This is a genomic window from Mesorhizobium temperatum (assembly GCF_002284575.1).
In the GTDB taxonomy this organism is placed as follows: Bacteria; Pseudomonadota; Alphaproteobacteria; order Rhizobiales; family Rhizobiaceae; genus Mesorhizobium; species Mesorhizobium temperatum.
The window spans coordinates 34226-49869 of sequence record NZ_NPKJ01000003.1; the positions used below are offsets into that span (position 1 = coordinate 34226).

At 59.2% G+C, this 15644-nt stretch carries 10 protein-coding genes and 6 pseudogenes; 10 read left to right on the forward strand and 6 right to left on the reverse strand.

The genetic code is table 11. The features are described from left to right. Positions 1–4 precede the first annotated feature (4 nt). The 3 pseudogenes from CIT26_RS38150 to thiD form a co-directional block, all read left to right on the forward strand. Positions 5–1131 (forward strand): annotated as a pseudogene (locus CIT26_RS38150) (penicillin acylase family protein). A 394-nt stretch (positions 1132–1525) separates the two neighbouring features. Continuing rightward, positions 1526–1924: pseudogene (locus CIT26_RS00325) on the forward strand (thiamine phosphate synthase); the annotation flags it as partial. Next, positions 1915–2623, forward strand: a pseudogene (gene thiD, locus CIT26_RS38610) (bifunctional hydroxymethylpyrimidine kinase/phosphomethylpyrimidine kinase); the annotation flags it as partial. The pseudogenes CIT26_RS00325 and thiD, both read left to right, overlap by 10 nt. A 310-nt stretch (positions 2624–2933) precedes the next feature. On the opposite strand, the pseudogene CIT26_RS37215 reads toward thiD, so the two are convergent. Further along, positions 2934–3026 (reverse strand): annotated as a pseudogene (locus CIT26_RS37215) (3-methyl-2-oxobutanoate hydroxymethyltransferase); the annotation flags it as partial. Positions 3027–3383: 357 nt separating this feature from the next. On the opposite strand from CIT26_RS37215, the gene CIT26_RS00335 reads away from it, so the two are divergent. The 3 genes and pseudogenes from CIT26_RS00335 to CIT26_RS00350 all read left to right on the forward strand — a co-directional run bounded on the left by CIT26_RS00335 (position 3384) and on the right by CIT26_RS00350 (position 6848). After that, a protein-coding gene (locus CIT26_RS00335; protein ID WP_425350314.1) for an IS5 family transposase occupies positions 3384–4200 on the forward strand; the annotation gives its coding sequence in 2 pieces (ribosomal slippage) (positions 3384–3790 and positions 3789–4200; 819 coding nt in all). Positions 4201–4303: 103 nt separating this feature from the next. Next, entirely contained in the window at positions 4304–5338 is a 1035-nt protein-coding gene (locus tag CIT26_RS00340; RefSeq protein ID WP_095490720.1) for an IS110 family RNA-guided transposase, read from the forward strand. Between the two features lie 406 nt (positions 5339–5744). Continuing rightward, positions 5745–6848 (forward strand): annotated as a pseudogene (locus CIT26_RS00350) (IS630 family transposase). An 80-nt stretch (positions 6849–6928) separates the two neighbouring features. Here CIT26_RS00350 and CIT26_RS00355 read toward each other — a convergent pair. The 4 genes from CIT26_RS00355 to CIT26_RS00370 all read right to left on the reverse strand — a co-directional run bounded on the left by CIT26_RS00355 (position 6929) and on the right by CIT26_RS00370 (position 11541). Further along, positions 6929–7714, reverse strand: a complete 786-nt coding sequence (locus CIT26_RS00355; protein WP_095490722.1) for a crotonase/enoyl-CoA hydratase family protein — start codon at positions 7712–7714, stop codon at positions 6929–6931. Beyond that, entirely contained in the window at positions 7683–8570 is an 888-nt protein-coding gene (locus CIT26_RS00360; protein ID WP_095490723.1) for a hydroxymethylglutaryl-CoA lyase, read from the reverse strand. Before CIT26_RS00360 ends, CIT26_RS00355 begins: the two co-directional genes overlap by 32 nt. 74 nt (positions 8571–8644) lie before the next feature. Further along, positions 8645–10765, reverse strand: coding sequence for an acetate--CoA ligase family protein (locus CIT26_RS00365; RefSeq protein ID WP_095490724.1), 2121 nt, complete (start codon positions 10763–10765; stop codon positions 8645–8647). 2 nt (positions 10766–10767) lie between these two features. Then, positions 10768–11541 (reverse strand): enoyl-CoA hydratase/isomerase family protein, encoded by a 774-nt coding sequence (locus tag CIT26_RS00370; RefSeq protein WP_095490725.1) that lies wholly within the window; start codon positions 11539–11541, stop codon positions 10768–10770. A 162-nt stretch (positions 11542–11703) separates the two neighbouring features. Here CIT26_RS00370 and CIT26_RS00375 point away from each other — a divergent pair, with 162 nt between their 5' ends. The 3 genes from CIT26_RS00375 to CIT26_RS37225 all read left to right on the forward strand — a co-directional run bounded on the left by CIT26_RS00375 (position 11704) and on the right by CIT26_RS37225 (position 13776). Beyond that, complete coding sequence (locus CIT26_RS00375) at positions 11704–11904, forward strand: hypothetical protein (RefSeq protein WP_095490726.1); 201 nt, start codon at positions 11704–11706, stop codon at positions 11902–11904. Between the two features lie 229 nt (positions 11905–12133). Next, on the forward strand, positions 12134–12931 hold the full coding sequence (locus tag CIT26_RS37220; protein ID WP_245318900.1) for a CocE/NonD family hydrolase: 798 nt from the start codon (positions 12134–12136) through the stop codon (positions 12929–12931). Further along, the gene (locus tag CIT26_RS37225) at positions 12904–13776 is read left to right on the forward strand and encodes a CocE/NonD family hydrolase (RefSeq protein ID WP_245318903.1); all 873 of its coding nucleotides are present in this window, start codon (positions 12904–12906) and stop codon (positions 13774–13776) included. Before CIT26_RS37220 ends, CIT26_RS37225 begins: the two co-directional genes overlap by 28 nt. A gap of 439 nt (positions 13777–14215) precedes the next feature. Here the strand turns inward: CIT26_RS37225 and CIT26_RS35500 are convergent. Next, positions 14216–14376 (reverse strand): annotated as a pseudogene (locus CIT26_RS35500) (transposase); the annotation flags it as partial. A 79-nt stretch (positions 14377–14455) separates the two neighbouring features. Between CIT26_RS35500 and CIT26_RS00390 the strand changes: the two are divergent. Further along, complete coding sequence (locus CIT26_RS00390) at positions 14456–15418, forward strand: LysR family transcriptional regulator (protein WP_095490728.1); 963 nt, start codon at positions 14456–14458, stop codon at positions 15416–15418. Positions 15419–15644 lie beyond the last annotated feature (226 nt).

Sequence of the window (15644 nt, forward strand, 5' to 3'; positions counted from 1 at the left end):
CTCGGTGAAGGGTTTTTCTGAAACGCTTTCCCATTGGGGCACGCCTTCGGTCAACCATGTCAGCGCCGATGTGGAGGGCAATATTGGCTGGTTCACGGCCGGCTTCGCGCCTGTCCGTCCCAACTGGGAAGGTCTTTTGCCCGTGCCCGGCCACGGTAGCCATGAATGGGACGGTTTCCTACCTGCCAATCAACTTCCACGCAAATACAATCCGTCCGAGGGCTTCGTGGCTTCCGCCAACGAAATGAACCTGCCGGCAGACCGCGATCCGAAAGCCCCGTCGATTGGACATGAATGGGCGGAAGTGAGCCGCGCCCGGCGCATCAGGTCTGTCCTCACCAGCGATCCCTCACACACGCTGAAAGCGTCAATGGCGTTGCAGACGGACGTATACTCCCGGCCGGCTGCCACGATCTGCGGCATGCTTGAAAAAGTTGCAGACCGGCAACTTTTCGACGATGTTCCGCAAAAGGCACTCGATCTGCTCAGGAATTGGGACCACCGGCTTGAAGCCACGAGCCCCCCGCGGCGCTATTCGAAGTCTGGTGGATGAAGCACCTCCGCCCGGCGCTTCTCGCAAGATTCGCTCCGAACCCGACGGTGCTGCAGTTGCTGCTACCGGGCGATGTCGACCGGATGCTCTCCCTTCTGGCCGAGCCCGGGCTCCGATGGGACGAAGCCGAACGCGACGACATGCTGCTTTCGACGCTTTCAGCCGGTTTTACCGATTGCGGCGCGCGGCTCGGCGCGGATCCGTTCGCCTGGCAATGGGGCAATTTGCACCGGGCGCTTTTCGAGCATGCCACCAGCCGCATCAGGCCGGAGAATGTCACGGAGTGGAATGTCGGTCCCCTCCCACTCGGCGGCAGCCGTTCGACGCCCATGCTCGCCGGCTACCGGATGAGCGATTTCGGCGTCACCCTAGGGGCGTCCGTTCGACTCGTCATGGATGTCGGCGACTGGGACAACAGCGTCTGCATCAACGCGCCCGGCCAGTCCGGCGACCCGCGCTCGGTCCATTACGGCGATCTCGCCGAAACATGGTCTAAAGGTGAATATGTGCCGCTCGTCTACAGCAAAAAGCGCGTTGAGGAAGAGACTGTCTGCCGCATCACCCTCTTACCGGATTGAGCCGCGGATCAAGCGACGGCGCGATCGGCCTAAATCTACATCGCTAAAATCGCGCTTTGGCCCGAACAGGATACTTCCTTTCCCGAAATCACCGCCCGGCAGTATTCTGCCGGCGCTCTTACAAGATTGCAGGAGCGCTATGCCGTTCAGAATTATCTGTCGTTGTCCGGAATTAAGCCGGGCTTAGAGCTGAAACGAATCCGCCGAGAGTGCGAGCGGCAATAACTCGATAAGGGTTACCAAACTTGTTCCTGTGGGTTACCAATCCGCGTGTTGGGTGGCCTTAAGTTACCAATCAGGACCACAATAAGCTTAATGAAGACAGCTCCTTAGCGCCAGTTCGGAATTGAATGTCATTGGGGCACTTTGGTAACCTGTTGACCGAGGGGCATTGGGAACCTCTTCGGTGCACCTTGGCCAGGAGGATTTGCAGACCGCCGATCGTTCGCGGATTCGGGTAGCCGGCGTGAGGCTCGGATTGAGCACGCATGATCATATCGAACTGGAAACGGCGATGGCCGCCGAGCCCGACTACATCGCGCTCGGCCCCATCTACCCGACCATCCTGAAGAAGATGAAATGGCCCCCGCAAGGCGTCGAACGGATCAACGAGTGGAAGCGCCGCGTCGCAGCGATTCCATTGGTCGCGATTGGTGGGCTCAACCCGGACAGGCTCGACGGTGTCTTTGCGGCCGGTGCGGACAGCGCGGCGGTGGTCACCGACATCACATTGAATGCCGATCCCCAAGCGCGCACGCGAGAATGGATCGAAAAGACAGACCGATGGCGCTGAGGCGAGAACCGCATGTGCTTGTTGTTGGCGGCTCGGACTCCAGCGGAGGTGCCGGAATTGCACGCGATATCGAGACGATCTCTTCCATTGGCGTGCGCACCTGCCTCGCCGTCACCGCGCTGACGGTGCAGACGCACGACGCCGTCATGGAAATCAGTCATTCGTCACCAAGCCGATCAGATGCGCGCCGCACTGCAGGCCAACGAGGTAACGGCCATCAAGATCGGCATGCTGGCGACTGCCGAGATCATCGTTGCCGTTGCAGCGGTGCTGCGTGAAAATCCGCACGTGCCGGCGATACTGGACCCGGTGCTGGCGTCGACATCAGGCCGGACGCTTCTGGAAGCCGGCGCCATCGCCGTCATGAAGCGTGATCTGCTGCCGCTTTGCTGTCTCGTCACACCCAATCTCATCGAGCTGGCGCTCCTGGTTGGCTCGGAACTGGCAGTGGATGAGGACGGCGCACTGTTGCAAGGCCGGGAATTGCTGAACGCCGGAGCGCAGGCCCTGCTGATCAAGGGCGGCCATGCATCGGGACCTCGATCGACCGATATTCTGTCGCGTTCCGATCAAGAACCCACCCGCTTCGACTCACCACGCCTTGCCGCGTCGATGCGCGGGACTGGCTGCATGCTGGCCAGCGCGATTGCGGCGCATCTGGCGAATGCGAGATCACTCGAAGACAGCGTGCGCAAAGGAAGTTGTTTGTCTTCGAGAAGCTGCAGAAGGCTGCAGAAGAATGCAACCACATAATAGCCGATTCACAGGGGAACGCCGACTGGCGCCCTCTATTCTCCAGAGAAAGTGAGGTCGAGGGGCCTCCCAAGGAGCGGAAGAACTCCCGTTTCCTTTTTTCGCGGTCAGCTGAAAAGTCTTCAGCCTAAACATGACTATTGTGGTTTGCCTGTCGTATTTCTGAACGCCATTGCACGGTAGAGTGACCGAACCTCATCGCGTGCGTGGCACGGAAGGCCAGGAGGCCGTCGTACAAGCTGAGGCACTACAAGATGGTATAGGCCGTCAGGCAGACGAGTGGAGTGCCACCCTTCCGGGAACGGATATCAGGCGGTGTGATCGCCTTGGTGTTAGCAACTGCACTCAAGAGGGCTCCTTCCCCAACGTTACCAACCATGGGTGCCGCGTTTGGCACATTTTTGTGCAGGTGCGAAGAGTTAAATTCGCACATGCGAGTGAGATACGCGCCGACAGTCCTCGTCAGGCAGAAGGACCAGTGCAAGATCCGGTTTCAAGGTAAGCCCAGATTGCGACCACGGTCGCCGTGGAGACATCACACCAATGCGGAAAATACATGCTTTGCCCAGCCGGTCTCGGAACATTCGCGGTTCGAGAACGGTCCCCTTTTGCCGTATGTCCCGCATTCTCACGGCTAGGGTCAGGACCTATTAAATAGCTTGTGGGTCGTTCAGCGCCCTGATTCATTGTCGGCGGAGGTGCCACAATGAGTGAGCTATTGATGTTGTCGCCGGAGCAGATGCGCCGCATCGAGCCGTATTTTCCCTTGTCGCATGGTGTGCCGCGGGTGGACGATCGGCGCGTCCTGAGCGGGATATTGTTCGTCATCCGCAATGGGCTTCGTTGGCGCGATGCGCCAGCAGGATACGGGCCGCACAAGACAATCTACAACCGGTTCATCCGCTGGAGCCGGCTCGGCGTGTCCAACCGTATCTTGGCTGAACTTGCTGCGCGTGGCAGCGGCTCGGATCAACTGATGATCGATGCCACCCACCTGAAGGCGCATCGCACTGCCGCCAGCCTGCTTAAAAGGGGGCTCTACCCCGATGTATCGGGCGCAGCCGAGGCGGACTGCGCGGCGACAATCAAGGTACGCGCTCTCACGTTGATTGTCGCGCCGCAGCGGACTGACCACCAAGCTGCAAGTGGTCTGCGATGGCGATGGCCGTCCCCTGCTTCTTTACCTGACCGAGGGTCAGGCCAACGATCACAAGGCTGCCGCAGCGATAGTCGAGGCCTTACCGCCAGCGCGCTATCTGCTCGCCGACCGAGCTGATAGCTCCATCGGCTTCCGCGATGCACTTATCCAACGCGGTATTACCCCTTGCATCCCGCCTCATGCCAAGCACCGAATCCAGCACAGCTACGATCCAGTGCTCTATCGACGACGCCACAAGATCGAGAACCTGTTCGCACGCCTCAAGGACTGGCGACGCATCCATACCAGATACGACCGCTGTGCTCACACGTTTCTATCAGCGATCGCTTTCGCTGCAGCTTTCATCTTTTGGCTCAATCAATGAGATGCTGTAACGGGGCCTGCGTCGTGCGCTGCCCGTTACCGATTGCATGCTGACCGGTCGCCGCCGACGCTCCCGTATCTGATTCTGACAGGAGGATTACGGGATGAAACTGTTCATTGGGTTGGATGTCTCACTCGCCAAGACTGCGGTCTGCGTTGTCAGCGAGCACGGCAAGATCGTGAAGGAGGCTGAGGTCGGCAGCGATCCCGCGGCGCTGACGCAATTCGCGCTGGAGCAACAGGGCGAAATTGCGATGATCGGGATGGAAGCCGGGCCGTTGTCGCAATGGCTGCACCGTGGGCTTACCGAAGCCGGCCTGGAAGTGGTTCTGATGGAAACCCGGCAAGTGAAGGGTGCTCTGAAAGCCATGCCGATCAAGACAGACCGGCGCGATGCTGAAGGTATTGCCCGGCTGCTACATTTGGGCTGGTTCCGGCCGGTCCATTGCAAGTCGGTGTCTGCCCAGGAGATCCGCGCACTCCTCGGGGCGCGCAAATCCATCCAGCAGGGCGTGATCGCTCTGGAAATGTCCTTGCGCGGGTTATTGCGGAACTTCGGCTTGAAAGTCGGCGCAATCTCCAAAGGACGGTTTGATGCTCGCATTCAGGAACTGGTTGCCAGCAACACTGCGCTTGTGGCGGCAACCGAGCCGATGCTTCGCGCCCGTGCCACCCTCCGCCATGAACTGGCGCGACTGGAGCGGCATGTGCGCAGCCTAGCACAGGACGACCCGACCTGCCGCTTGCTGATGACCATGCCGGCCGTCGGCGCGGTGGTCGCATTGACCTTCAAGTCGGCCGTGGATGATCCGGCTCGGTTCTCGTCGTCGAAGAAAGTCGGCCCGTGGGTCGGCCTCACCCCTTCACGGCAGCAGTCCGGCGAGCGCGACGTGACAGGCGGTATCACCAAAGCCGGTGACGCCCATTTACGCCGCGCCTTATGCCAGGCCGCAACCGTCATGATGAACCGGGGCCGTGGGTCGTGGTTGCGGACATGGGCCTCGCGGGTCGCGAAACGGCGCGGCACCAAGCGGGCCATGGTGGCCTTGGCGCGTCGGATCGGTGTGATCCTGCATCGGATGTGGCTGGACGGAAGAAACTTCTGCTGGGAAGGAGCGCCAGAGCCGATCCATGCATGAGCTAATCTCCGTGTTGATGTCTGCCTGAGCGCAGACCTGCGAGGTCCCCGACCCGGGACGTGGTCCCGATGACGCCGTGGTCTGGACTGATGCCGTCCCGCCGGGCGAGCACGCCAATGAGATGGGCGCATCGGAACCATTGGACAAGCATCATGTTGGCGGCCGCCGCGCCGACCACGGACCGAAGCATGAACCCGGGCAGAACCTCATACGGCAGGAAGCAGGCGATATAGCACAACCAAAATGCAATCACGCTCTCCGCACACCCGGATGGGCGATCCCTTCTTGCATCAAATTTGCCTTGACGAGGACGGCCCCGTTACCGAAGTCCTGACCCTAGCTAGTCATCTGGAACTGAAGTTCGTTACATTGTAAGCTGTGCGCCTATTCGATGGAGAGTGCAGCGATGGCGAACGCGACTGGCCGACCGACGGCGCCTCTGGTTCTGGGGCGGGAAGAGCGCGAGTATCTGGAACGACAGGTGCGTCGGCAGCGTGTGGCGCGATCCATGTCCGAGCGGTGCCGGATCATTCTTCGTTGCGCCGACGGCATTCCCAGCAAGGCCGTCGCGGCTCAGCTGGGGGTGCATGAGCATACGGTCGGCAAGTGAAGGCGCCGCTTCCTCAAGGATCGCGTGGAGGGTCTGCTGGACGAAGCCCGGCCAGGCAGGCCCCGGACGATCGATGACGATCAGGTCGCCGCCGTGATCGAGCGGACGTTGCGCTCCACGCCCAGCGATGCGACCCATTGGTCAATCCGATCGATGGCCGGTGCGACCGGCTTCTCGCACACGACGATCCGCAGGATCTGGACCGCCTTCGGGCTGCAACCGCACCGCTCGGAGACGTTCAAGCTGTCGAGCGATCCGCTGTTCGTCGACAAGGTGCGCGACATCGTCGGGCTCTACCTGTCGCCACCCAATAGGGCGCTCGTGCTCAGCGTCGACGAGAAGAGCCAGATTCAGGCGCTCGACCGTGAGCAGCCCGTGCTGCCGATGATGCCGGGCATCCCCGAGCGCCGGACACATAGCTATGTCCGGCACGGCACGACCTCGCTGTTTGCAGCGCTCGACGTCGCCTCCGGCTTCGTTATTGGCAAGTGCTACAAACGGCACCGGGCCACGGAGTTCCTGGACTTCCTGAGGCAGGTCGATGCCAGTATTCCGCCGGACCTCGACGTCCACATCGTCATGGATAACTACGCGACTCATAAAACCGCGCTGGTCAGGTCATGGCTGGCGCGACGGCCGCACTACCATGTCCACTTCACGCCGACATCGGCATCCTGGATCAACCAGGTCGAACGCTGGTTTGCCGAACTCACCCGCAAGCAGCTGCGCCGCGGCGTCCACACCTCGACCAGCCAACTCGAAGCCGACATCCGCTCCTTCATTGAGCGGCACAATGAGAACCCAAAGCCCTATAGCTGGGTCAAATCCGCCGACGACATCCTCTCATCAGTCAAGCGCTTCTGCCAAAAGGCCGAACAGACCTTATGCAGCGAATTTTAGATTCAGATGACTAGCTGCCAAGCGACAATAGTCGTTCGTTGCTCCGGCCTGTTCGAGCGACGACCGGCTCCCGGCCAGCCTCACACCTGCCAAAGCGGCCTGCGGCGATCGAAGAAGGCCGCGATTCCTTCGGCGGCCTCGATCGTTTCCCACGTATCGGCCAGCGACGCGACCGTCTCGCCGATGAGGGCGTCGTGGATTGCCGGTCCAAGTCGGCGCGCAAGCGCCTTGGCGGCGGCGACGGCCTGCGGCGAGGCCGAGTGATAAGGCCGGACCTCGGCCTCGACGGCCGCTTCCAGGTCGGCCGGAGGCACGGCGCGGGAAAGCAGTCCGAGTTCGCTGGCTTCATTGGCGTCGAATATCCTGGCTGACATGAAGACCCGCCGCGCCCGGCCCTCCCCCATCCGAGCCAGTACATAGGGAGAGATAGTCGCGGGGATGAGGCCTAGTCTGACCTCGGTGAAGCCGAACCTCGCGGTGTCGACTGCGATCGCGACGTCGCAGACGCTCATTAGGCCGAGACCGCCGCCGAATGCTTGGCCGTTGATGCGGCCGATCAGCGGCTTGGGTAGTTCGTTGAGCGCGCGCAGAGCCAGGGCCAGCTTCCTGGCCTCGGCGATTCGCTCGTCACGCGCGGCGGAGGCCTGCGCCCGCATCCAGGCGAGATCGGCACCGGCACAGAAGCTGTCCCCCTCGCCCGTCAGCACCACCGCTCGCACGTTGTCGTCATTGGCGAGCAGTTCGGCGGCGGCCGTAAGTTCGGCGATCATCTGTCCCGACATGGCGTTGTGCTTGTCCGGGCGGGCGAGAGTCAACGTAGAGACGCCGATCTCGTCAGTCGTGACACGGATGGTCTCGAAGTTCATGGCCGCCCCCTCTCAGGCTGTCCGCGAAGCGGGCCGCCGCCCCCAGTCGCTCTATATAGAGACCCGTCTCATAGCTCTTGTCGGCTAGCATTGCGGCGACGGCGAGGGTGTCCACATTGCCCTTCGCACCGGGGGCGAAAGGACAGCCGCCAAGGCCTCCAACCGCGGCGTCGAAGGTGCGCAAGCCCTTCTCCAAGCTTACAAGGATGTTATCGAGGGCCCGACCCCCCGTGTCGTGGTAATGTCCGGCAAGCCTCTCGGCCGGCACCTCTTCCAACACGGCATCGAGCATGGCAGCGATAGTGGCAGGGGTCCCTTGCCCGATTGTGTCGCCAAGCGAAATCTCATAGCAGCCCATCGCGAGGAGTTGGGCCGCAACCCTCACGGCGGCAGCCGGTGGCATCGGCCCTTCGTAAGGACAGTCGGTGACGCAGGAGACATAGCCTCGCACCGGAATGCCGTCGACGGTAGCCGCGGCGAGCACGGGGCGGAACCGCTCGAGGCTCTCGGCAATTGAGCAGTTGATGTTCTTATGGCTGAAGGTTTCGGAGGCCGACGCGAATACGGAGATCTCGTCAGCGTTGGCCGGCCGCGCCGCTTCATAGCCCTTCAAGTTGGGGACCAGCACCGCGTAGACGACGCCGGGCGCACGGCGAATACCGGCCATAACCCCCGCAGCGTCAGCCATCTGCGGCACCCACCTCGGCGACACGAAGGAGGTTGCCTCGATCTTCTGCAAGCCGCAGTCCGACAGCATGTCAATAAGTCGAATCTTTTCAGCAGCCGGCACGAGGCGCCGCTCGTTTTGGAGCCCGTCGCGTGCCGACATCTCGAAAATGCGAACGAATTCGCCCATCGGCTAGGCCTTTGGCTGAAAATAAGCGATTTGGTCATCGACAACCAAAGGATCGCCTGCGTGCACGGCGGCTATTATTTTCCGACCAACCTCACATCCACCGGATAGATACCGCTTTCGTTAGCGATAATCGGGTTGATGTCGAGCTCCGCAAGATTTTCCATTCTCAAGACCGCCACAGACAAGGACGAGATGAAGTTGGCGAGAGATAGCTTGTCGACTCTCGGAAAGTTCCTGAAACCGTCGAGGATCTTCGCAACACGCGTTTCCTCAATCATGTTCAAGGCTTCCTCTGGAGAAACCGGTGCCGCGCGGAAAGTGACGTCTTCAGCCGCCTCAACCAGCACACCGCCTGAGCCGAACAAGACCACCGGACCGAAAACAGGATCGTTGGTAGCGCCCACGAACAATTCCACACCCCGATCCACCATCGGCGTGACGATAAAACCTAGGCCTGTCACCGGCGCGGCGTGGGACGCCAGGGCCCCTGCGATATCGGCGGCGGCAGCTCGCGCCGCCTCTCGCGTCACACCGAGACGCACGCCGCCTACATCAGACTTGTGGCTGACCGCCGCCGAATCGACCTTCACCGCGCAAGAAGTTGCGAACCCGGAAACGGCTGCCTCGACTGATGCCGCGTCGACAGCAGCCAACCATTGACCAGTGTCCACGCCCAATTTCTGCAGTATCTCGCGAGCCGTCGTCTCTGCCGACAAGCCGTTGGGCACGACCACGCGCGGCCCCCCAGTTGCCAACGTTGCGTTGTGGCTGCTGTGCTTTGAAAGCCAGGTTGCCCTCTCGAAGAGCGCTCTCGCGCCTGCAACAGCCCAATCCAACGAGGTAAAGACTTGCATGCCGCCATTTCGCAAGATCTGGTGGTTCTCAGGCATTCGGCTGGCGTAGCAACTATGGAAAACTAGAGGAAGGCCAGAGGTCTTTTGCAATGCAACGATACGCTCGGCGGCCGAATTCTCAGCTGTCACAAGAGAAGCTTCGAACCTTAGGTGGTACGCTCCAAACATCCCGGATGTCAGAATGAGCCCTACCTCTGGATCTGCCGCCAAGATCTCAATGCATTCCGGAAAGACATCCGGATGGGCATCTAAGGCGCTGTAAACGTCGATCGGATTTTCGACACTGGCTTCCTCCCCGAGCACCTTTCTCAACTTAGCTTTGGTTTCCCCAGAAAGAGACGCAAGGGGCACGCACGCACGCGATAGCGCATCAACTGCAAGCGTTGCATGTCCACCACCGTCAGCCAGCACCACTATCCCAGTTTGTGATTTGGGAAGAGGCGTGGTTGCCAGAAGTGCAGCTATCGGAAGCAATTCGTCAGAGCGATCTACCAGCGTAACGCCCATTTGCGGCAGCACCCTCAGAGCAATATCGTCGGCCCCGGCAATTGAACCCGTATGAGAAAGCGCCGCCTTTCCACCTTCGTGGGATCGCACTCCTCGGAGCATTACAATCGGACAGCTCTCCGCTACTCGTGCGGCCGAATTCAGAAAACGCCGCCCATCAATGAAACCTTCATTGTAGATCGCAATTGAACGAGTGCTCTTGCGTAGACAAAGCTCTTCGATCAGTTCGTCATATCCAACATCAGCCTGGTTCCCTAAACCAGCAATGACATCGAAGCCGGGACCGTTAATCGCGCGGCTGTCTTCGAGCACCGTCAAAATCATGTTACCGCTTTGCGTTAAGACGCTGACGGGTCCCTTTGGGGGCAGTTCCGGCAGGCCGATTAGGTCCGCCTGTACGGTACAGTTTACCATGCCTGACGTGTTGGGCCCAATAATGCGGACCCCGCTTTCTGCTAAGGCGTCACGCAATCTCTTTTCCGTGCTTGCTGCTTGGTCTCCCCGCTCGCCAAACCCATGTGCGACAATAATGGCACCCGCGATGCCCTTTTTGCCGCACTGCAGAAGAAGATCTGGCACCTCCTCAGCCGGCCGAACTATCACCGCAATATCAACGCCCTCCGGAAGGGCATCAATTTCGGTGACTACGGTCAAACCCAGGATCGCCCCTCCCTTTGGGTTTACCGGAAGGATAGAATAACTGTAGCCGGCCTTTTGCAAGGCGTTGATGATCTGATATCCGCGCTTGGAGGGACTTGCAGATGCGCCAATGACCGCGACGGAATGCGGCTCAAGTATGCGGCTCACCGCTGTTGCTTTATTGAGGGCGTCCATTCCTATTTTCCTTCAAACTTGGGGGAGCGGCGTTCGGCAAAAGCTGCGACTCCCTCGGCCCAATCCTTCGTTTCCATGATCGCCAGCACGTCTTCGGCCTCGGCACGGAATAGGCTTTCAGGGCTTTTCGGGAAATTGATTGCCGCCTTAAGGCGGGCCATCGGCAACGGCGCGTTCTTTACGAGTCGCTCCACCAGCGCGGTGGTACGCTCCACCAGCTGATCCGCTGGCGGAGCCTCGGTTGCCAGGCCGATCTCCAAGCATTTCGCGCCGGTGATCCTGTTGCCCAGCAGCAAAAGACTTGCCGCATTTCTTAATCCAATAAGGCTAGGGAGTCGGACCGTCACACCTCCCCCTACATAAGTACCAATGGCAACTTCCGGAAACCCGAGCTGGGCATCCTCGGATATGATCAGAAAATCCGCAGAGGTCGCGATTTCTGCTCCGCCCCCGACGGCATAACCATGGACTTGGGCGATAACAGGCGTTTTCATCGTCTGAATCTGTTCGCAAACACACTGCCCGAGCATGATATAGGCCTCGCGCTCATCGCGCGTCCGGTCGCCAGATTTGTGGGCCTTTAGATCGGCGCCCGCACAGAATGCCCGGCCGTTTCCGGAAAGGATCACACACCGTATATTTGGGTTTTCATCTGCAAACTTCAGCGCATCCAACGTTTGTTGATAGAGGTCTTCGTTGACGGCATTCAGCCGCTCTGGCCGGTTGAAGATAATATGAAACGCTTGATTTTCTTGCTTCGTAACAACTTCGTTCATGGGTGTTCTCTTTGCGGGTGATCCTCACAGTGTCCGCAAAAAATATTGCGCGTCCAACATTTTGTGGACATAGATTGATCGCGTGAGCGCAATAATCGGTAGGCGCTCTGACATCCGTTGCTGGCGCGGATCGCGGGGGGCAAGCCCACCGCTCAGGTTTGCATGACCGTCGTGTCCAGCTTGGAATTGAAGGTCGACGGCAGGTCGCGCGCAAATCCGGACCGTGACGCCGACAAAATCAATATCGAAATGTCGGTCACGAGCTGGGCGATCGGCGGCAAAGCAGTTGGGGTCCTCAAGCCTTCCGAACGGGGCATGAACGAAAATCCATGTTATCGCCTCGTGCCACCAGCCAATGAGTGATGTTCAAAGACCAGGCCGCGGTCCTGTGTCGCCTCGCCCACAATCGCAACCAACACGCAAATACCTGACCAGACAGCTTTATTAGTGTCCTTTCGCGATCAATCTATAGCCAAATAATGTTGGACGCAGTGCTGTGGTACGCGCCAATGATTCCGATCGTGAGAACGAGCCTCACCTGCGGATCGGACACGATAAAGCATTCCGGAAAGATCAGAGATAAGGAGACTGTATGAGTCGCTCTCATCAGCGGACGACAAATTCGATTTTCCGCTTCGATCTCGAAGGTGCTGCTGCGAAGGCCTGTAAGGTCGGACAGGTGGAATCGACATACGTGACGATGCGCGACGGCGTGAAGCTCGCCTTGGATGTCTCCCGCCCATCGGATAAGGATCCCAGCACTAGTCTTGATACTATTCTGATCATGACCCGCTACTGGCGCGGTATCAAAGGGCGGCCGTCCAACCACCTTGCTGACCAATTTGTGCCGTACGGTTATGCCGTTGTCGTTGGGGATGTTCGCGGAACCGGAGCCTCTTTCGGAGTGTGGCCATATCATCGCGCGCGCGATGAGACATTGGATTTTAGCGAGGTGCTTGACTGGATCGTCGCGCAGCCTTGGTCCACCGGTCGCGTCGTGGGCTACGGCTTTTCTTACACGGCCATTACTGCCGACTGGATGGCAGAACGAAACCATGTTGCGCTCAAGGGCATCATTCCACGATTTCCAGACTACGATCCTTATGAAGATGACTACTTTCCTGGAGGAGTGCCGAATGCCTTCATAGGGCAGACGTGGGGCAACCGAGTCAAAGATCTCGACCGCAATCTGTTGACGCTCGCGGACGGCGAGAAATCGCCGGGCGTGCGTCCAGTCGGCTCGAACGGCGAGCCGGAGCTCAACGCGGCTCTACGAGATCACGAGCGGGTTCCGTCTGTTTGGGAGGGATTTGAACGGGTGGCGTTCAAGGACGATCGTCCCCCGTCCTGGGGCGGGCCTCCATGCTTGACTGGAGTATTCAGGAAGTAGCGGACACACTGGATAGCTCAGCGACCCCAACCCAGACCTGGGCGGGCTGGTTCGATGCCGGCACCGCGCAAGGGGCCATTCGTCGTTTCCTGCGACAGTCATATCCGATGAACGTGATCATTGGTCCGTGGAACCATGGCGGCGACATTCCCTACGAACCACTCCTCGGCCCCGGTAAGACAATTCCTCCCACGACACCAACGCAGCAGGCAAACGACATTCGCTTCGCGGACGCGTGCTTTAGCGGTCAGGCCGCCAACGAGCAGGGAAAAGTTCTCCATTACTACACCCTTGGGGAAGGCGTTTGGAAATCGACGCGCTCATGGCCTCCCCTTGCCACCCGCCGTCGGTGGCACATGGCAAATAACTTTGGCCTAAGCGAGTCGCCTTGCGAGATGGGTTTCGACACGCTCCAGGTCGACCCTGCCTTGGGAGATGTCAGATCGAATCGGTGGGCCACCAATAACGACGCGGGCAAGGTAGATTACGGAGATCGGCGACAGTTCGACGCCTCTCGCCTTTGCTACACGAGCGAGCCGCAGACCGGCGATGTCGAGATAACAGGACACACCGTGGTCCATTTGAACATCACTTCGACCCGCGAGGACGGTAACTTTTTCGTCTATCTGGAGGCTGTGAAGCCCGACGGAGTGTCCTGTTATCTCACCGACGGCCAGCTTCGCGCCCTGCACCGAAAGGTGTGGACGGACTCACCATTCAGCATGCTTGGAGCGCAGCATAGCTACCTGAAACGCGACGCCGAGCCGCTAAAACCCGGCGAGGCGGCGATCCTGACTTTCACGTTCATCCGATTTCCGCCCGTGTCCCGGCTGGTTACCGTTTGAGGGTGTGTCTCGCAGGTAGCGACAAGACCACCTTTGCAAAGGTTCCCGTCGACGGCGATCCGCCCGCCCTCCAATTTCATCGAGGGCCTGCCGGTTGTTACATCGACCTGCCTATTATCGAGCCCTGACCTGAGTCCCATATTGTTACAAATTAAGGATTTGGCGAATGCGGCAAGGCTTCGGCGATCCTGCCGCAACCGCACTTTCGACCTCCGTCGTCATCAAGATTGATGGATCAAGCTATCGCCTTCTACAGCAGCCGATCTCGTCCCCGAGTACAAAAGCACACATGAACCAGCGTCCGCCGCCGAAAACGCGATCAGCCGCGCAGTGAAACCCGACGATCAAGATGGCGGCTGATCACCGCCCCCCTGGGTTGTCAAGTTAGTGAAAAATGGATGCCCTCCACCCTCCGCTAACTCTGTATTCGGCGCGCCTTGAGCCTGATTTTGTCAGCAGGTGAATGATCTTTCGTGTTAAGCTTGGCCATGCGGCAACGTGTCGGGCCGATCGAAAAGCCCCAGGCTCCGGCGTCTTCATCACCAGCAGCGACGCACCGACCGGCCCGACACCGGGGGTCTGCGCAACCCGCCGTCCGCACTTCTTGCCCGATATCAGGCCATCAATCTCGCGTCCAACTATTGCGCGTTGAACATGTTTTTGGTAAGATCAATCGCGAATGAGTAATAATATCACTCTCAGGCATTTGCGTGCATTCGTCGCGATTGCGGAGCGCGGCGGGTATACCGCCGCAGCACAGTTTCTGAACATCTCGCAGTCGGCTTTAAGCCGAACAATTGTGGAGATTGAAGAGGAACTGGATACCCGCCTATTCGAGCGCACCACAAGGCGGGTCGTTGTCACAGCATCTGGCGAACAGTTCTTGATGAACGCGCGCCGTGTCCTTGAGGAATTCGACAGCGCACTGTCGCGGTTCCAGCTTTACCATAGCGGACTGAATGGGGTCGTGAGCCTGGCGGCACTTTCGTCGGTCGCGTCCATCTTACTGCCAACGGTCATTTCCGAATTCCGAAAAGCCAGGCCCAACGTTAGGATATCGGTAAAGGACGGTTTTGCGGAGGAGGTTGTTAATTGCGTATCCAACGGACAAGTCGATTTCGGCATCACTTCCTTTCCAAAGGCGAAAGGACGGCTGGTCTGCGAACGGATCGCGGCGGATAGACTGATCTGCATCTGCTCAAACTCTCACAGATTTGCGAACATGGAAACAGTGTCCTGGAACGACTTGGCTGGGGAAGACTTCGTCGCATTCGATCCTTTGAGCAGCATTCGCACGTGTGTGGATCGCGCTTTGCAAATTGCCGAAATTCAACTCGGGACCGTCACACAGGTTCGTGACGTCGGCGCGGTTGCAGGCCTCGTATCCGCCAATCTAGGCGTATCCGCGGTACCCAGCCTTGTCCTGCCCATGATGCAGTTTTGTGAATTTGCCCAAAAAGAGTTGGTGGGTCCGGCAGTCGAACGCGAGATCTATCTTATCCACGATCCACAGACACCTATGCCTCCGGCTGCCGAAATTCTCATGGAAATGCTGCGGCAGGGAGCAAAGCAGGGATTCAGAATTCCGACCGGAGCCAGATGGTTAGACAAGTCGCAACCTGATCCGCCGAAAACGAAATAGGAACCGAGCGAAAGCGCCCCCACTATCGCAGATTTCGGAAGAGTCCGGACAGGGCTTGATCGCTGTCCGATGGATGGAGTGCTCAGGGGAGCACCTGGGATGTTGATAGGGGCTCGGTGACGTCTAGCTTGCACTAGAGGCCTGGTAGATCAGTCAACGATCGTTGCTTCGGTTGCGCTGCGCAGCTCGCTGTCAGTGATGCCGTTGGCAAGTTCAACGAGCTTTA